The 18,678-nt window shown below is 47.7% G+C and carries 15 protein-coding genes; 10 read left to right on the top strand and 5 right to left on the bottom strand.

What is annotated here, in order from left to right; all coding sequences use genetic code 11:
- Nucleotides 1–287: 287 nt before the first annotated feature.
- The 5 genes from cadC (at nucleotide 288) to lysS (ending at nucleotide 9,022) form a co-directional block, all read left to right on the top strand.
- Complete coding sequence (gene cadC / locus FQZ95_RS05010) at nucleotides 288–1,826, top strand: lysine decarboxylation/transport transcriptional activator CadC (RefSeq protein ID WP_001187201.1); 1,539 nt, start codon at nucleotides 288–290, stop codon at nucleotides 1,824–1,826.
- Nucleotides 1,827–2,190: 364 nt separating this feature from the next.
- Entirely contained in the window at nucleotides 2,191–3,525 is a 1,335-nt protein-coding gene (gene cadB / locus FQZ95_RS05005) for a cadaverine/lysine antiporter (protein WP_000092915.1), read from the top strand.
- 79 nt (nucleotides 3,526–3,604) lie between these two features.
- Nucleotides 3,605–5,752, top strand: coding sequence for a lysine decarboxylase CadA (gene cadA / locus FQZ95_RS05000; protein WP_160529944.1), 2,148 nt, complete (start codon nucleotides 3,605–3,607; stop codon nucleotides 5,750–5,752).
- Between the two features lie 58 nt (nucleotides 5,753–5,810).
- The gene (gene dtpC, locus FQZ95_RS04995; RefSeq protein ID WP_105279063.1) at nucleotides 5,811–7,268 is read left to right on the top strand and encodes a dipeptide/tripeptide permease DtpC; all 1,458 of its coding nucleotides are present in this window, start codon (nucleotides 5,811–5,813) and stop codon (nucleotides 7,266–7,268) included.
- Between the two features lie 236 nt (nucleotides 7,269–7,504).
- Complete coding sequence (lysS, locus tag FQZ95_RS04990; protein WP_000003806.1) at nucleotides 7,505–9,022, top strand: lysine--tRNA ligase; 1,518 nt, start codon at nucleotides 7,505–7,507, stop codon at nucleotides 9,020–9,022.
- Between the two features lie 118 nt (nucleotides 9,023–9,140).
- Here lysS and ghoT read toward each other — a convergent pair whose 3' ends face one another.
- The 4 genes from ghoT to yjdI all read right to left on the bottom strand — a co-directional run bounded on the left by ghoT (nucleotide 9,141) and on the right by yjdI (nucleotide 10,381).
- Complete coding sequence (gene ghoT / locus FQZ95_RS04985; RefSeq protein WP_001173343.1) at nucleotides 9,141–9,314, bottom strand: type V toxin-antitoxin system toxin GhoT; 174 nt, start codon at nucleotides 9,312–9,314, stop codon at nucleotides 9,141–9,143.
- A gap of 27 nt (nucleotides 9,315–9,341) precedes the next feature.
- The gene (gene ghoS / locus FQZ95_RS04980) at nucleotides 9,342–9,638 is read right to left on the bottom strand and encodes a type V toxin-antitoxin system endoribonuclease antitoxin GhoS (protein WP_000398619.1); all 297 of its coding nucleotides are present in this window, start codon (nucleotides 9,636–9,638) and stop codon (nucleotides 9,342–9,344) included.
- A gap of 228 nt (nucleotides 9,639–9,866) precedes the next feature.
- On the bottom strand, nucleotides 9,867–10,139 hold the full coding sequence (locus FQZ95_RS04975) for a GNAT family N-acetyltransferase (RefSeq protein ID WP_115738400.1): 273 nt from the start codon (nucleotides 10,137–10,139) through the stop codon (nucleotides 9,867–9,869).
- Between the two features lie 11 nt (nucleotides 10,140–10,150).
- Nucleotides 10,151–10,381 carry a 4Fe-4S mono-cluster protein YjdI gene (yjdI, locus tag FQZ95_RS04970; protein ID WP_160529943.1) on the bottom strand — a complete coding sequence of 77 codons (231 nt, stop codon included), beginning with the start codon at nucleotides 10,379–10,381 and terminating at the stop codon, nucleotides 10,151–10,153.
- A 180-nt stretch (nucleotides 10,382–10,561) separates the two neighbouring features.
- Here yjdI and FQZ95_RS04965 point away from each other — a divergent pair, with 180 nt between their 5' ends.
- The 5 genes from FQZ95_RS04965 to FQZ95_RS04945 all read left to right on the top strand — a co-directional run bounded on the left by FQZ95_RS04965 (nucleotide 10,562) and on the right by FQZ95_RS04945 (nucleotide 17,314).
- Nucleotides 10,562–12,193 (top strand): sensor histidine kinase, encoded by a 1,632-nt coding sequence (locus FQZ95_RS04965; protein WP_001216471.1) that lies wholly within the window; start codon nucleotides 10,562–10,564, stop codon nucleotides 12,191–12,193.
- Nucleotides 12,190–12,909, top strand: a complete 720-nt coding sequence (gene dcuR, locus FQZ95_RS04960; protein WP_000611290.1) for a two-component system response regulator DcuR — start codon at nucleotides 12,190–12,192, stop codon at nucleotides 12,907–12,909. Before FQZ95_RS04965 ends, dcuR begins: the two co-directional genes overlap by 4 nt.
- Nucleotides 12,910–13,476: 567 nt before the next feature.
- Nucleotides 13,477–14,817 carry an anaerobic C4-dicarboxylate transporter DcuB gene (gene dcuB, locus FQZ95_RS04955; RefSeq protein WP_000899522.1) on the top strand — a complete coding sequence of 447 codons (1,341 nt, stop codon included), beginning with the start codon at nucleotides 13,477–13,479 and terminating at the stop codon, nucleotides 14,815–14,817.
- A gap of 77 nt (nucleotides 14,818–14,894) precedes the next feature.
- Nucleotides 14,895–16,541: a class I fumarate hydratase gene (gene fumB / locus FQZ95_RS04950; RefSeq protein WP_160529942.1), complete on the top strand. Its 1,647-nt coding sequence runs from the start codon at nucleotides 14,895–14,897 to the stop codon at nucleotides 16,539–16,541.
- Between the two features lie 122 nt (nucleotides 16,542–16,663).
- Complete coding sequence (locus FQZ95_RS04945; RefSeq protein WP_160529941.1) at nucleotides 16,664–17,314, top strand: DUF2238 domain-containing protein; 651 nt, start codon at nucleotides 16,664–16,666, stop codon at nucleotides 17,312–17,314.
- On the opposite strand, the gene melA is transcribed toward FQZ95_RS04945, so the two are convergent.
- On the bottom strand, nucleotides 17,311–18,666 hold the full coding sequence (melA, locus tag FQZ95_RS04940; protein WP_000986594.1) for an alpha-galactosidase: 1,356 nt from the start codon (nucleotides 18,664–18,666) through the stop codon (nucleotides 17,311–17,313). The two genes, FQZ95_RS04945 and melA, sit on opposite strands and share 4 nt — an antisense overlap.
- Between the last annotated feature and the right edge of the window lie 12 nt (nucleotides 18,667–18,678).

Raw genomic sequence — 18,678 nt, 5'->3', positions numbered from 1 at the left:
TGCAAAGACTAACAATCCATTAAAATAGTAAGCGCTCCGGGCAATTTTCCATGGATTATTTTCTGCACATTTTTCTTTAGCAAAGATGATGAATAATGATGGTAAGGTAAATTACTTCTGGTGCTCATTAAACTCCTTTCGTAATACTATGTAATCAAGAAGTTTATGGCGGGTAAAAATAACGTCTTACATTCACCAATAATATGTAAATAAACCCATCTATAGATGGTAAAAATAGGTCATGGCAATTATCATTGAACCATTCCCTTTTCGAATGAGTTTCTATTATGCAACAACCTGTAGTTCGCGTTGGCGAATGGCTTGTTACTCCGTCCATAAACCAAATTAGCCGCAATGGGCGTCAACTTACCCTTGAGCCGAGATTAATCGATCTTCTGGTTTTCTTTGCTCAACACAGTGGCGAAGTACTTAGCAGGGATGAACTTATCGATAATGTCTGGAAGAGAAGTATTGTCACCAATCACGTTGTGACGCAGAGTATCTCAGAACTACGTAAGTCATTAAAAGATAATGATGAAGATAGTCCTGTCTATATCGCTACTGTACCAAAGCGCGGCTATAAATTAATGGTGCCGGTTATCTGGTACAGCGAAGAAGAGGGAGAGGAAATAATGCTATCTTCGCCTCCCCCTATACCAGAGGCGGTTCCTGACACAGATTCTCCCTCCCAAAGTCTTAACATTCAAAACACCGCAACACCACCTGAACAATCCCCAGTTAAAAGCAAACGATTCACTACCTTTTGGGTATGGTTTTTTTTCCTGTTGTCGTTAGGTATCTGTGTAGCACTGGTAGCGTTTTCAAGTCTTGATACACGTCTTCCGATGAGCAAATCGCGTATTTTGCTCAATCCACGCGATATTGACATTAATATGGTAAATAAAAGTTGTAACAGCTGGAGTTCCCCGTATCAGCTCTCTTACGCGATAGGCGTGGGTGATTTGGTGGCGACATCACTTAACACCTTCTCCACCTTTATGGTGCATGACAAAATCAACTACAACATTGATGAACCGAGCAGTTCCGGTAAAACATTATCTATTGCGTTTGTTAATCAGCGCCAATACCGTGCTCAACAATGCTTTATGTCGGTAAAATTGGTAGACAATGCAGATGGTTCAACCATGCTGGATAAACGTTATGTCATCACTAACGGTAATCAGCTGGCGATTCAAAATGATTTACTGGAGAGTTTATCAAAAGCGTTAAACCAACCGTGGCCACAACGAATGCAGGAGATGCTCCAGCAAATTTTGCCGCATCGTGGTGCGTTATTAACTAATTTTTATCAGGCTCATGATTATTTACTGCATGGCGATGATAAATCATTGAACCGTGCCAGTGAATTACTAGGTGAGATTGTTCAATCATCCCCCGAATTTACCTACGCGAGAGCAGAAAAAGCATTAGTTGATATCGTGCGCCATTCTCAACATCCTTTAGATGAAAAACAATTAGCAGCACTGAATACAGAAATAGATAACATTGTTACACTGCCGGAACTGAACAACCTGTCCATTATATATCAAATAAAAGCGGTCAGTGCTCTGGTAAAAGGTAAAACAGATGAGTCTTACCAGGCGATAAATACTGGCATTGATCTTGAAATGTCCTGGCTAAATTATGTGTTGCTTGGCAAGGTTTATGAAATGAAGGGGATGAACCGGGAAGCAGCTGATGCATATCTCACCGCCTTTAATTTACGCCCAGGGGCAAACACCCTTTACTGGATTGAAAATGGTATATTCCAGACTTCTGTTCCTTATGTTGTACCTTATCTCGACAAATTTCTCGCTTCAGAATAAGTGACTCCCGGGTTGATTCATACTCGGGAATATTTGTTGTTGAGTTTTTGTATGTTATTGTTGGTATAATATGTTGCGGCAATTTATTTGCCGCATATTTTTTATAACAGAAATTTAACCGAAAAACATCTCTTAATTCATTGTAAATATTGAATGTTTATCTTTTCATGATATCAACTTGCGATCCTGATGTGTTAATAAAAAACCTCAAGTTCTCACTTACAGAAACTTTTGTGTTATTTCACCTAATCTTTAGGATTAATCTTTTTTTTTGAGTAATCTTGTCGCCAGTTTGGTCTGGTCAGTAAATAGTTACGCATCATGACCCGGACTCCAAATTCAAAAATGAAATTAGGAGAAGAGCATGAGTTCTGCCAAGAAGATCGGGCTATTTGCCTGTACCGGTGTTGTTGCCGGTAATATGATGGGGAGCGGCATTGCATTATTGCCTGCGAACCTTGCAAGTATCGGTGGTATTGCTATCTGGGGTTGGATTATCTCTATTATTGGTGCAATGTCGTTGGCTTATGTATATGCCCGACTGGCAACAAAAAACCCGCAACAAGGAGGCCCAATTGCTTATGCCGGAGAAATTTCTCCTGCATTTGGTTTTCAGACAGGTGTTCTTTATTACCATGCTAACTGGATTGGTAACCTGGCGATTGGTATTACCGCTGTATCTTATCTTTCCACCTTCTTCCCTGTATTAAATGATCCTGTTCCGGCGGGTATCGCTTGTATTGCTATCGTCTGGGTATTTACCTTTGTAAATATGCTCGGCGGTACCTGGGTAAGCCGTTTAACCACTATTGGTCTGGTGCTGGTTCTTATTCCTGTAGTTATGACTGCTATTGTTGGCTGGCATTGGTTTGATGCTGCAACTTATGCTGCTAACTGGAATACCGCAGGTACTACTGATGGTCATGCGATCATTAAAAGTATTCTGCTCTGCCTGTGGGCCTTCGTGGGTGTTGAATCCGCAGCGGTAAGTACTGGTATGGTTAAAAACCCGAAACGTACCGTTCCGCTGGCAACCATGCTGGGTACTGGTTTAGCAGGTATTGTTTACATCGCTGCGACTCAGGTGCTTTCCGGTATGTATCCGTCTTCTGTAATGGCAGGCTCCGGTGCTCCGTTTGCAATCAGTGCTTCTACTATCCTGGGTAACTGGGCTGCGCCGATGGTTTCTGCATTCACCGCTTTTGCGTGCCTGACTTCTCTGGGTTCCTGGATGATGCTGGTAGGTCAGGCAGGTGTGCGTGCCGCTAACGACGGTAACTTCCCGAAAGTTTATGGTGAAGTCGACAGCAACGGTATTCCGAAAAAAGGTCTGCTGCTGGCTGCAGTGAAAATGACTGCCCTGATGATCCTCATCACTCTGATGAACTCTGCCGGTGGTAAAGCATCTGACCTGTTCGGTGAACTGACCGGTATCGCAGTACTGCTGACTATGCTGCCGTACTTCTACTCTTGCGTTGACCTGATTCGTTTTGAAGGCGTTAACATCCGCAACTTTGTCAGCCTGATCTGCTCTGTACTGGGTTGCGTGTTCTGCTTCATCGCGCTGATGGGCGCAAGCTCCTTCGAGCTGGCAGGTACCTTCATCGTCAGCCTGATTATCCTGATGTTCTACGCTCGCAAAATGCACGAGCGCCAGAGCCACTCAATGGATAACCACACAGCGTCTAACGCACATTAATTAAAAGTATTTTCCGAGGCTCCTCCTTTCATTTTGTCCCATGTGTTGGGAGGGGCCTTTTTTACCTGGAGATATGACTATGAACGTTATTGCAATATTGAATCACATGGGGGTTTATTTTAAAGAAGAACCCATCCGTGAACTTCATCGCGCGCTTGAACGTCTGAACTTCCAGATTGTTTACCCGAACGACCGTGACGACTTATTAAAACTGATCGAAAACAATGCGCGTCTGTGCGGTGTTATTTTTGACTGGGATAAATATAATCTCGAGCTGTGCGAAGAAATTAGCAAAATGAACGAGAACCTGCCGTTGTACGCGTTCGCTAATACGTATTCCACTCTCGATGTAAGCCTGAATGACCTGCGTTTACAGATTAGCTTCTTTGAATATGCGCTGGGTGCTGCTGAAGATATTGCTAACAAGATCAAGCAGACCACTGACGAATATATCAACACTATTCTGCCTCCGCTGACCAAAGCACTGTTTAAATATGTTCGTGAAGGTAAATATACTTTCTGTACTCCTGGTCATATGGGCGGTACTGCATTCCAGAAAAGCCCGGTAGGTAGCCTGTTCTATGATTTCTTTGGTCCGAACACCATGAAATCTGATATTTCCATTTCAGTATCTGAATTGGGTTCTCTGCTGGATCACAGCGGTCCGCACAAAGAAGCAGAACAGTATATCGCTCGCGTATTTAACGCAGACCGCAGCTACATGGTGACCAACGGTACTTCCACTGCGAACAAGATTGTTGGTATGTACTCTGCTCCGGCAGGCAGCACCATTCTGATTGACCGTAACTGCCACAAATCGCTAACCCACCTGATGATGATGAGCGATGTTACACCAATCTATTTCCGCCCGACCCGTAACGCTTACGGTATTCTTGGTGGTATCCCACAGAGTGAATTCCAGCACGCTACCATTGCTAAGCGCGTAAAAGAAACACCAAACGCGACCTGGCCGGTACATGCCGTAATTACTAACTCTACCTATGATGGTCTGCTGTACAACACCGACTTCATCAAGAAAACACTGGATGTGAAATCCATCCACTTTGACTCCGCGTGGGTGCCTTACACCAACTTCTCACCGATTTACGAAGGTAAATGCGGTATGAGCGGTGGCCGTGTAGAAGGGAAAGTGATTTACGAAACCCAGTCTACTCACAAACTGCTGGCGGCGTTCTCTCAGGCTTCCATGATCCACGTTAAAGGTGACGTAAACGAAGAAACCTTTAACGAAGCCTACATGATGCACACCACCACTTCTCCGCACTACGGTATCGTGGCGTCCACTGAAACCGCTGCGGCGATGATGAAAGGTAATGCTGGTAAGCGTCTGATCAACGGTTCCATTGAACGTGCGATCAAGTTCCGTAAAGAGATCAAACGCCTGAGAACGGAATCTGATGGCTGGTTCTTTGATGTATGGCAACCGGATCATATCGATACCACTGAATGCTGGCCGCTGCGTTCTGACAGCTCCTGGCACGGCTTCAAGAACATCGACAATGAACACATGTATCTTGACCCGATTAAAGTCACCCTGCTGACCCCGGGGATGGAAAAAGACGGCACCATGAGCGACTTTGGTATTCCGGCCAGCATCGTGGCGAAATACCTCGACGAACATGGCATCGTTGTTGAGAAAACCGGCCCGTATAACCTGCTGTTCCTGTTCAGCATCGGTATTGATAAGACCAAAGCATTGAGCCTGCTGCGTGCTCTGACTGACTTCAAACGTGCGTTCGACCTGAACCTGCGTGTGAAAAACATGCTGCCGTCTCTGTATCGTGAAGATCCTGAATTCTATGAAAACATGCGTATTCAGGAACTGGCTCAGAATATCCACAAACTGATTGTTCACCACAATCTGCCGGATCTGATGTATCGCGCATTTGAAGTGCTGCCGACTATGGTAATGACTCCATATGCTGCGTTCCAGAAAGAGCTGCACGGTATGACCGAAGAGGTTTACCTCGACGAAATGGTAGGTCGTATTAACGCCAATATGATCCTTCCGTATCCGCCGGGAGTTCCTCTGGTAATGCCGGGTGAAATGATCACCGAAGAAAGCCGTCCGGTTCTGGAGTTCCTGCAGATGCTGTGTGAAATCGGCGCTCACTATCCGGGCTTTGAAACCGATATTCACGGTGCATACCGTCAGGCTGATGGCCGCTATACCGTTAAGGTATTGAAAGAAGAAAGCAAAAAATAATTAGCTCGTACAAGGGAAGTGGCTTGCCACTTCCCTTTTTTGCTCATAAGGAGAACACATGAAAACACCCTCACAGCCGCGCGCGATATACTATATCGTGGCGATCCAAATCTGGGAGTACTTCAGTTTTTACGGCATGCGTGCCTTACTCATTCTCTATCTCACCCATCAGCTTGGTTTTGATGATAACCATGCCATCAGCCTGTTCAGCGCATATGCATCTCTGGTTTACGTTACCCCTATTCTCGGCGGCTGGCTTGCCGACCGCCTGCTCGGCAATCGCACTGCAGTGATTGCCGGCGCGCTGTTAATGACCCTTGGCCATGTAGTGCTGGGCATTGATACAAATTCAACCTTTAGCCTGTATCTGGCGCTGGCAATCATTATTTGTGGCTACGGTTTATTCAAATCAAACATCAGCTGTTTGCTTGGCGAGCTCTACGACGAGAACGATCATCGACGTGATGGCGGTTTTTCGCTGCTGTATGCTGCGGGCAATATCGGTTCTATCGCAGCCCCCATCGCCTGCGGCCTGGCTGCTCAGTGGTATGGCTGGCATGTTGGCTTTGCCCTTGCGGGTGGCGGCATGTTTATCGGTTTGTTGATTTTCTTAAGCGGTCATCGTCATTTCCAGTCCACGCGTAGTATGGATAAGAAAGCGCTCACTCGCGTGAAATTTGCCTTACCAGTATGGAGCTGGTTAGTGGTGATGCTCTGTTTAGCCCCAGTATTTTTTACCCTGCTGCTGGAGAACGACTGGTCGGGATATTTGCTGGCGATCGTTTGCCTCATTGCCGCACAAATCATTGCCCGCATGATGATCAAATACCCCGAACACCGTCGTGCTCTTTGGCAAATAGTATTGTTGATGCTTGTCGGAACGTTGTTCTGGGTACTGGCACAACAGGGCGGCAGCACCATCAGCTTGTTTATCGATCGCTTTGTGAATCGTCAGGCATTCAATATTGAAGTGCCGACTGCGCTATTCCAGTCAGTGAATGCGATTGCAGTGATGCTCGCTGGGGTTGTTCTGGCCTGGCTGGCGTCGCCAGAAAGCCGCGGCAATTCAGCATTGCGCGTCTGGCTGAAGTTTGCCTTTGGCTTACTGCTGATGGCTTGTGGCTTTATGTTGCTGGCATTTGATGCCCGACATGCAGCGGCTGGCGGTCAAGCGTCAATGGGCGTGATGATATCCGGGCTGGCGCTAATGGGCTTTGCTGAACTCTTTATTGACCCGGTGGCGATTGCGCAAATCACGCGTCTGAAAATGTCTGGCGTATTAACCGGTATTTATATGCTGGCAACAGGCGCGGTTGCCAACTGGCTGGCAGGCGTCGTGGCACAGCAGACGACAGAGTCGCAAATTAGCGGAATGGCAATTGCAGCTTACCAGCGATTCTTTTCTCAGATGGGAGAGTGGACGTTGGCTTGTGTCGCGATCATCGTGGTATTGGCCTTTGCTGCCCGTTATCTGTTTAGCACGCCGACAAATATGATACAGGAGAGCAACGATTAACTGTCGTAAAAACAATTGGTTATGAATAAATTAACTTTCAGTTTATCACACTAGCAAATCGAGATTAATAAGTCATTTAAACCATTTTTATGGTTATTTATTAGTGATATCAACTTGAGGTAAGCGTTAGTTTCGATAAGATAAACTGAGTTATTAATAGTCGAGGCAGATAATACAGTGTACCGATCTGTCTCTTTATCTACGCTAAATTGAAAGCTGGATTTAGAGGAACCAAAATGTCTGAACGAGAAACACGGGGAGCCAATGAGGCTATTGATTTTAACGATGAACTGAGAAATCGCCGCGAAAAACTGGCAGCACTGCGTCAGCAAGGTGTGGCGTTTCCTAATGATTTTCGCCGCGACCATACCTCTGACCAGTTGCACGAAGAGTTTGATGCGAAGGATAACCAGGAACTGGAATCCTTAAACATTGAAGTCTCGGTTGCTGGCCGAATGATGACCCGTCGTATCATGGGGAAAGCCTCCTTTGTAACGTTGCAGGATGTCGGTGGCCGTATTCAACTGTACGTTGCACGAGATAGCCTGCCAGAAGGTGTTTATAACGATCAGTTTAAAAAATGGGACCTCGGCGACATTATCGGTGCCCGCGGTACGCTGTTTAAGACGCAAACGGGTGAGCTTTCCATTCACTGTACTGAGTTACGCCTGCTGACTAAGGCACTGCGTCCATTGCCGGATAAATTCCATGGCTTACAGGATCAGGAAGTCCGTTATCGTCAACGTTATCTGGACCTCATCGCTAACGATAAATCCCGTCAAACGTTTGTTGTCCGTTCAAAAATTCTGGCCGCTATCCGCCAGTTCATGGTCGCGCGCGGCTTTATGGAAGTAGAAACCCCGATGATGCAGGTAATTCCAGGTGGGGCATCTGCTCGCCCGTTTATTACCCATCATAATGCTCTGGATTTGGATATGTACCTGCGTATTGCGCCGGAGCTATATCTGAAACGTCTGGTTGTAGGTGGTTTTGAACGGGTATTCGAAATCAACCGTAACTTCCGTAATGAAGGTATTTCTGTTCGTCATAATCCGGAGTTCACGATGATGGAACTCTACATGGCGTATGCGGATTACCACGATTTGATTGAACTGACGGAATCACTGTTCCGCACTCTGGCACAAGAGGTACTGGGTACCACTAAAGTCACTTATGGCGAGCATGTGTTTGATTTCGGCAAACCGTTTGAAAAACTCACCATGCGCGAAGCAATCAAAAAATATCGTCCAGAAACCGATATGGCGGACCTGGATAATTTTGATGCTGCTAAAGCATTAGCTGAATCTATCGGAATTACGGTAGAGAAAAGCTGGGGGCTGGGACGCATTGTCACGGAGATCTTTGATGAAGTGGCAGAAGCACATCTGATTCAGCCAACCTTTATCACGGAATATCCGGCAGAAGTGTCACCGCTGGCGCGCCGTAATGATGTTAACCCGGAAATCACCGACCGTTTTGAATTCTTCATCGGTGGTCGTGAAATTGGTAATGGTTTTAGCGAATTAAACGACGCAGAAGATCAGGCGGAACGTTTCCAGGAACAGGTTAACGCTAAAGCTGCAGGTGACGACGAAGCCATGTTCTATGACGAAGATTACGTGACTGCGCTGGAATATGGTCTGCCGCCAACCGCGGGTCTGGGTATTGGTATCGACCGAATGATTATGCTGTTTACTAACAGTCATACTATTCGCGACGTTATTCTCTTCCCGGCGATGCGTCCACAGAAATAAATTTCATTTTAACGAACGAAGCAGTCAGACGACTGCTTCGTTCGTCGTTCCACAAATCCAGTTTCGAGGAGAGACGCTTCGTTTCAAGATAACCAGCGGGTCCACTCAACTACAGCTCCTAAAAGAGAGAAAAAAGTAATGCCACAGGCAGACTCATTGGCCAGGTTATTCCGACCAGAAATGCACTAAGTAAACGAATATGTGTTTTCTCATGTGAGATAAACCAGATAATGACAAAGGATATGTTCACACCAATCACATAAAAAATTAATATTTTAGAGAATAGTGCCATTTTTTATGTTCTTCTTATCCTTCCTGACTACTTGTAAAACTGACGGAAATAGTCATCAACGGTCATAATGTTGAGGTCAAAATCAATATCCGGTAAGTCTAAGCATTTGAGCCTGATTAAATCTTCGATTTCACTTGCGGCTAACGATGTCGTTATTGCGAAGGAATTTTCATTCAATTGTCGTGGTATCCCATATTCATCAGCCACGATAGAGGAGAAATTCATATCATACATCAATGATCTTAACCTTAAGAACACTGAGGAATAAGATGATGGATAATCAAAAGAAACAACATAAGTATTGAACTTGTTTTTACCTTCCATAATATGACTCCTATCAATATTAAACGCTCTGGGGACGCACAACTTATTAACCCCGATCGATGATTCTCATATAGGAGATATTCTTTTTTTTTTGCTCAGTAAAGGGGATGACTTGGGACAAGAAAACGCTCTCTCTGACCATTCTTTGTGCATCCCCCTACCCTTCAGATTCTCTCCTGCATCACACCGCGGAGAGCAAGAAAAATATCGTGACTCTGTACTCTCCCATCAACTGCGAATATCATCATACTCACGCGTTTTATCAAATTCGTGTTTCGCAAATGGGCATAGTGGGATAATTTTTCGTTTTTCCTGACGCATTTTTTCCACGACTTTCGCAACCAGCTGTTTACCAATCCCCTGTCCTTTCAGGCTTTCATCGACATCGGTATGTTCGATAATCGCTAAATTCTCGCCGGTCGGCACAAAGACAATTTCAGCGATTTGCTTGCCCTGTTCGTCATTAATGTAAAATTTATTGTGGCCTTCGCGTATTTCCATTTTACCCTCGCTTATTTATGACGGTATTTCAGCGCGCCACTCGGGCACGTATCAATCACTTTAACCACAGTGGCAACGTCGACTTCATCCGGCATGATCCACGGCTTTCGTTTGAGATTAAATAACTTGCCGTTGCCACGTACGCAATTGCCAGAATGCTGACATATTGCAGTGTTGAAATAGACCTCGATCTTTTCGCCGGTATAACAGCGATAACCCCCGTCCAGTAGCGCCTGATCCATGACCTTCCCTCTCTTATCAGTATGGTTTTCACTATAAGCATAGCCCCGGAATCTTCATACAGCACTGGCAGTTTCCGTTGCCAGAGTCTCTTCCCCTATATAGCCAATCATTCTTACTCCCTTTGAATTACCCGCCTCATCAGAGATAATGCTTAAGAAATTTGTCACACAAGGAAGCTGATGAGACATTCATTGCCCTACCGTATGTTACGCAAACGTCCGATGAAATTGAGTACCACTGTGATCTTAATGGTCAGCGCGGTACTGTTCTCGGTGCTATTGGTGGTGCATCTGATTTACTTCTCGCAAATCAGTGATATGACGCGAGACGGGCTAGCCAACAAGGCACTGGCAGTGGCGCGTACTCTCGCCGACTCGCCGGAAATCCGTCAGGGCTTGCAGAAAAAACCGCAGGAGAGCGGCATCCAGGCCATCGCGGAAGCCGTGCGCAAACGCAACGATCTGCTGTTTATTGTCGTTACCGATATGCAAAGTCTTCGCTACTCGCATCCTGAAGCCCAGCGTATTGGTCAGCCATTTAAAGGTGATGACATCCTTAAAGCGCTGAATGGCGAAGAAAATGTCGCTATCAATCGCGGTTTTCTGGCGCAGGCTTTACGCGTATTTACCCCCATCTACGATGAAAATCATAAACAAATTGGCGTGGTGGCGATCGGCCTTGAGTTAAGTCGCGTGACCCAACAGATCAATGACAGTCGCTGGAGCATCATCTGGTCGGTATTATTTGGCATGCTGGTCGGGCTGATTGGCACCTGCATTCTGGTTAAGGTACTGAAAAAAATCCTTTTCGGCCTGGAACCCTACGAAATCTCCACGCTGTTTGAGCAACGCCAGGCCATGTTGCAGTCTATCAAAGAAGGCGTCGTTGCCGTGGACGATCGCGGCGAGGTCACGCTGATCAACGATGCCGCACAAGAATTGCTGAATTACCGTAAGTCGCAGGACGATGAGAAACTGTCGACGCTAAGCCACGCGTGGTCACAGGTGGTAGATGTCTCGGAAGTGTTACGCGACGGTACCCCGCGGCGCGACGAAGAGATTACGATTAAAGATCGGCTATTACTGATCAACACCGTTCCGGTGCGCAGTAATGGCGTTATCATCGGTGCCATTTCAACCTTCAGGGACAAAACTGAAGTACGTAAACTGATGCAGCGACTCGACGGTCTGGTCAACTATGCTGACGCACTTCGTGAACGATCCCACGAATTTATGAATAAATTGCATGTGATTCTCGGATTATTGCATCTGAAGAGTTATAAGCAGTTGGAAGATTACATTCTCAAAACAGCCAATAACTATCAGGAAGAGATTGGCTCTCTGCTGGGTAAGATCAAATCTCCGGTTATCGCTGGTTTTTTAATCAGCAAGATTAACCGCGCGACCGATTTAGGCCATACGCTGATTTTAAACAGTGAAAGCCAGCTGCCAGACAGCGGCAGTGAGGACCAGGTCGCGACGCTGATTACCACGTTGGGAAATCTGATAGAAAACGCGCTGGAGGCATTAGGGCCGGAACCCGGTGGCGAAATTAGCGTAACATTGCACTACCGTCACGGCTGGCTGCACTGTGAAGTTAACGATGATGGACCGGGGATCGCACCCGACAAAATCGATCACATTTTTGACAAAGGTGTCTCGACAAAAGGAAGCGAGCGAGGCGTCGGTTTAGCACTTGTCAAACAACAGGTAGAAAATCTCGGCGGCAGCATCGCCGTGGAATCGGAACCCGGGATTTTCACACAATTTTTTGTCCAGATACCCTGGGACGGGGAGAGGTCGAACAGATGATCAATGTATTAATTATCGATGACGACGCAATGGTCGCGGAGCTGAATCGCCGATACGTGGCACAAATCCCAGGCTTTCAATGCTGTGGAACGGCCTCGACGCTGGAGAAAGCCAAAGAGATTATCTTCAATAGCGATACGCCTATCGACCTGATATTGCTCGATATCTATATGCAAAAAGAGAACGGGCTCGATTTACTGCCTGTTCTGCATAATGCGCGTTGCAAAAGTGATGTGATTGTTATCTCTTCCGCTGCCGATGCCGCAACCATTAAAGATTCGCTGCATTACGGAGTCGTGGATTACCTGATCAAACCCTTCCAGGCTACCCGCTTTGAAGAGGCGCTCACCGGCTGGCGGCAAAAGAAAATGGCGCTGGAAAAACATCAGTATTATGACCAGGCCGAGCTTGATCAGCTAATCCACGGCAGCAGCTCCAACGAGCAAGATCCTCGTCGCTTGCCAAAAGGCTTAACACCACAGACGTTACGCACGCTGTGCCAGTGGATTGACGCGCATCAGGACTATGAGTTTTCAACCGACGAGCTGGCTAATGAGGTTAACATCTCGCGTGTTTCCTGCCGTAAATATCTCATCTGGCTGGTCAACTGCCACATCTTGTTCACCAGTATCCATTATGGCGTCACAGGTCGTCCGGTTTATCGTTATCGTATTCAGGCAGAACATTACTCACTACTTAAACAATATTGCCAATAACGATCACGGTTATCTGTAAGTAATAATTATTACAGTAATGCAAAATATCCCTGGCACAAGTTACATCCTTCATCAGTAAAACTTGTGCCAGATCAAATATAATTACCCCTCTCTCACCGCTGAAATTAATATCTCTTCGGATGAACGGTGTTTTTAATTTCAAAACGCTAACAAAAGTTAATTAACTATTATGTCGCCCGCATTATGTGTATTTTTACCCACAAATGGGTAGTTAAGAATAATCTATAAACCTGATGATACCTACCCTGAGAACAAAAAATATACCGATAAATATCAATAAGATAGCAGCAAACAAAACATTAACATCTGCGTAGTACAAACTATAAACCCATCGCCAGAGAGTATTTCTCTCTGAAAAAACCGCTTATCACAGTGCATAAATTTGCCGCTGCTTTAATCAGCCAATATTCACTGTGAGGTATTTACTCAAGCCGGTAACGACCAAACGGATATTTAGTCAAGCTCTGAAAACAGTTCATACAAAACAGAACGTGACTGTGATCTATTCAGCAAAAATTTAAATAGGATTATCGCGAGGGTTTACACATGTTATTTACTATCCAACTTATCATAATACTGATATGTCTGTTTTATGGTGCCAGAAAGGGTGGTATCGCGCTGGGTTTATTAGGCGGTATCGGCCTGGTCATTCTGGTCTTTGTCTTCCACCTTCAGCCAGGTAAACCACCGGTTGATGTCATGCTGGTTATCATTGCGGTGGTGGCGGCATCGGCGACCTTGCAAGCTTCGGGCGGTCTTGATGTCATGCTGCAAATTGCCGAGAAGCTGCTGCGCCGTAACCCGAAATATGTCTCCATTGTCGCGCCGTTTGTGACCTGTACGCTGACCATTCTTTGCGGTACGGGTCATGTGGTTTACACCATTCTGCCGATCATCTACGACGTTGCTATTAAGAACAACATCCGTCCGGAACGTCCGATGGCGGCAAGTTCTATCGGTGCACAGATGGGGATTATCGCAAGCCCAGTGTCGGTTGCGGTCGTATCTCTGGTTGCGATGCTGGGTAATGTCACCTTTGATGGTCGCCATCTTGAGTTCCTCGACCTGCTGGCAATCACCATTCCATCGACGTTAATCGGTATCCTGGCGATCGGTATCTTCAGTTGGTTCCGCGGTAAAGATCTGGATAAAGATGAAGAGTTCCAGAAATTCATCTCCGTACCGGAAAACCGTGAGTATGTTTACGGTGATACCGCGACGCTGCTGGATAAAAAACTGCCGAAAAGCAACTGGCTGGCAATGTGGATCTTCCTCGGGGCAATCGCTGTAGTCGCACTTCTTGGTGCTGATTCGGACCTGCGTCCATCCTTCGGTGGCAAACCGCTGTCGATGGTACTGGTTATTCAGATGTTTATGCTGCTAACCGGGGCGCTGATTATTATCCTGACCAAAACCAATCCCGCGTCTATCTCAAAAAACGAAGTCTTCCGTTCCGGTATGATCGCCATCGTGGCGGTGTACGGTATCGCATGGATGGCAGAAACCATGTTCGGTGCGCATATGTCTGAAATTCAGGGCGTACTGGGTGAAATGGTTAAAGAGTATCCGTGGGCCTATGCCATTGTTCTGCTGCTGGTTTCCAAATTTGTAAACTCTCAGGCTGCGGCGCTGGCGGCGATTGTTCCGGTCGCGCTGGCGATCGGCGTTGATCCGGCATACATCGTGGCTTCAGCACCGGCTTGCTACGGTTATTACATCCTGCCGACTTATCCGAGCGACCTGGCAGCGATTCAGTTTGACCGTTCCGGCACCACCCACATCGGTCGCTTCGTCATCAACCACAGCTTTATTCTGCCGGGGTTGATTGGTGTGAGCGTATCGTGCGTCTTCGGCTGGATCTTCGCTGCGATGTACGGGTTCTTATAAATGCACTTTGCGTGCCGCCCGTGACTGCGCGGCACGCCATTTTCGAATAACAAATACAGAGTTACAGGCTGGAAGCTATGTCAAACAAACCCTTTATCTACCAGGCACCTTTCCCGATGGGGAAAGACAATACCGAATACTATCTACTCACTTCCGATTACGTTAGCGTTGCCGACTTCGACGGCGAAACCATCCTGAAAGTGGAACCAGAAGCCCTGACCTTGCTGGCGCAGCAAGCCTTTCACGACGCTTCTTTCATGCTCCGCCCGGCACACCAGAAACAGGTCGCGGCTATTCTTCAAGATCCAGAAGCCAGCGAAAACGACAAGTACGTGGCGCTGCAATTCTTAAGAAACTCAGAAATCGCCGCCAAAGGCGTGCTGCCGACCTGCCAGGACACCGGCACCGCGATCATCGTCGGTAAAAAAGGTCAGCGCGTGTGGACCGGTGGCGGCGATGAAGAAGCGCTGTCGAAAGGTGTCTATAACACCTATATCGAAGATAACCTACGTTACTCACAAAACGCGCCGCTGGACATGTACAAAGAGGTCAACACCGGCACGAACCTGCCTGCGCAAATCGACCTGTACGCGGTAGATGGCAACGAATACAAATTCCTCTGCGTCGCCAAAGGCGGTGGCTCTGCCAATAAAACGTATCTCTACCAGGAAACCAAAGCTTTGCTGACTCCCGGCAAACTGAAAAACTTCCTCGTCGAGAAAATGCGTACACTCGGTACTGCAGCCTGCCCGCCGTACCATATCGCGTTTGTGATTGGCGGTACGTCTGCGGAAACCAACCTGAAAACCGTCAAGTTAGCAAGCGCTCACTATTACGATGAACTGCCGACCGAAGGGAACGAACATGGTCAGGCGTTCCGCGATGTCCAGCTTGAACAGGAACTGCTGGAAGAGGCCCAGAAACTCGGCCTTGGCGCGCAGTTTGGCGGTAAATACTTCGCGCACGACATCCGCGTGATCCGTCTGCCACGTCACGGCGCATCCTGCCCGGTAGGTATGGGCGTCTCCTGCTCCGCTGACCGTAACATTAAAGCGAAAATCAACCGCGAAGGTATCTGGATCGAAAAACTGGAACACAATCCAGGCCAGTACATTCCACAAGAACTGCGTCAGGCTGGTGAAGGCGAAGCGGTGAAAGTCGACCTTAACCGCCCGATGAAAGAGATCCTCGCCCAGCTTTCGCAATACCCGGTATCCACCCGTTTGTCGCTCACCGGCACTATTATCGTGGGTCGAGATATTGCACACGCCAAACTGAAAGAGCTGATTGACGCCGGTAAAGAACTGCCGCAGTACATCAAAGATCACCCGATCTACTACGCGGGTCCGGCGAAAACGCCTGCCGGTTATCCATCAGGTTCACTTGGCCCAACCACCGCAGGTCGTATGGACTCCTACGTGGATCTGCTGCAATCCCACGGCGGCAGCATGGTCATGCTGGCGAAAGGTAACCGCAGTCAGCAGGTTACCGACGCGTGTCATAAACACGGCGGCTTCTACCTCGGTAGTATCGGCGGTCCGGCGGCGGTACTGGCGCAGCAGAGCATCAAGCATCTGGAATGCGTCGCTTATCCGGAGCTGGGTATGGAAGCTATCTGGAAAATCGAAGTAGAAGATTTCCCGGCGTTTATCCTGGTCGATGACAAAGGCAACGACTTCTTCCAGCAAATCTTCAACAAACAGTGCGCGAACTGCACTAAGTAACCTCTTCGGCCCAGCGCCTGGCAGCATGCTGCCAGGTGATCCCCCTGGGCCACCTCTTTTGCGATTGTAATTTCACTCTTGCTGGTGAATAGTCAGTATTTTCCCTGACTTGCGAACTCACCATGACCCGCACACTCAAGCCGTTAATTCTTAACACCGGCGCACTGGCGCTAACGTTAATCCTGATTTATACCGGCATTTCGGCCAATGACAAACTCACCTGGCTGATGGAAGTGACACCGGTGATTATTGTCGTGCCGCTACTGCTTGCCACCGCTAAACGTTATCCGTTAACGCCGCTGCTCTATACGCTCATTTTCTTTCACGCCATCATCCTGATGGTCGGCGGGCAATACACCTACGCGAAAGTCCCCGTTGGTTTTGAGGTGCAGGAATGGCTAGGGTTGAGCCGTAATCCGTATGACAAGCTGGGGCATTTTTTCCAGGGGCTGGTGCCTGCACTGGTGGCGCGAGAAATTCTCGTTCGCGGGATATACGTGCGCGGACGTAAAATGGTGGCGTTTCTGGTCTGCTGCGTGGCGCTGGCGATAAGCGCGATGTATGAATTAATCGAGTGGTGGGCAGCGCTGGCAATGGGTCAGGGAGCGGATGATTTTCTCGGTACCCAGGGCGACCAATGGGACACACAATCCGATATGTTCTGCGCGCTACTTGGTGCATTAACTACGGTGATATTCCTTGCTCGCTTTCATTGCCGCCAGCTACGGCGCTATGGCTTGATAACCAGAGCGCCGGAAGCGATTACCTCTTAACGGTGTAACCAGCCTGGCAGCCAGTCGCCGTGGGCGGCAATCAGGTCGTCAATAAGAGCATAGATTTCATCAATGCCCAGCACGGCAGCGGTATGTGGGTCCATCATCGCGGCATGGTAAACACGGTCGCGATTTTCTGTGAGAATGGCTTCCGTCAGCAGTGTCTGTACGTTGATATTGGTTTGCATCAGGGCGGCCAGATGCGAAGGTAGCGTACCGACTTTGGTCGGCTGAATGCCATTAGCATCAACTAAACAGGCCACTTCCACGCAACATCCTTGTGGCAGGTTATCAATCAAACCATCGTTACGGACGTTGCCATAAATCACACTCGGCTCGCCAGTCCAGATAGCGTTCATGATTGTGCTGGCATATTCCCGTGACGGTTTAATATCAATCCGGGAGGCGTTCTTATACTCCTCCAGCTCTTTATGCCAGTTTGCCAATTGTTCGACGCAGCGTTTCGGGTACTCATCCAGCGGCACTTTATAACGCTCAATCAAATCCTCACGACCAGGCTTAATAAACCACGGTGTATATTCAGCAAAATGTTCTGACGATTCCGTGACGAAGTAGCCCAGCTTTTTGAACATTTCATAACGCACAATATTCTGGCAGCGAGTATTGCCATGAATATTCGGCTTCGGTGCCTGCCCTGCGTCATACGCTGCCAGCAGTTCCGGGTAGAGATTCACGTAACTGCCGTCGGCGGTTTTGCGCTCCAGTTCCAGGTAAAACGCCATATGGTTGATACCTGCGCAACGGTAACGCAGCGTAGCCGGGTCGATATTGAGGTCACGCGCCAGCTCTTCCGCCGTACCCTGCACCGAATGGCACAGCCCCACCTGTTTGATATGTGGATAGCGGGCATACATCGCCCAGGTATTCATCGCCATTGGGTTAACGTAGTTGAGCATAGTGGCATCGGGGCAGACTTCCGTCATGTCCTCGCAAATTTGCCACAGATGCGGAATGGTACGTAGCGCGCGCATAATACCGCCCGGCCCCAACGTATCGGCAATGGTTTGTTCCAGACCGTGGCGCTTACAGACCTCAAAATCAGTCACCGTGCAAGGTTCATAACCGCCAATCTGAAATGCCACCACGACAAAATCGGCATCCTGTAAGGCTTCTTTCTGTTGGGTGTGGCAGGTGATTTTGCCACTGGCCCCCGCTGAATCCATCAGCTTGCGCACCACAATGTGCGACTCTTCCAGGCGGATGGGATCAATGTCCATCAGGGCAATATGCGCCGTTTTTAGCGCCTCGCGATGGAACACATCACCAAGAATATTTTTAACGAAAATCGTCGAACCAGCGCCGATAAATGTAATTTTAGGTGCAGACATCATGCAGATCTCCTG

The organism is Escherichia sp. HH41S (assembly GCF_009820115.1).
Lineage (GTDB): Bacteria > Pseudomonadota > Gammaproteobacteria > Enterobacterales > Enterobacteriaceae > Escherichia > Escherichia coli_F.
The sequence above is the reverse complement of the archived record's forward strand: the minus strand, read 5'-3'. Positions and strand labels throughout refer to the sequence as shown.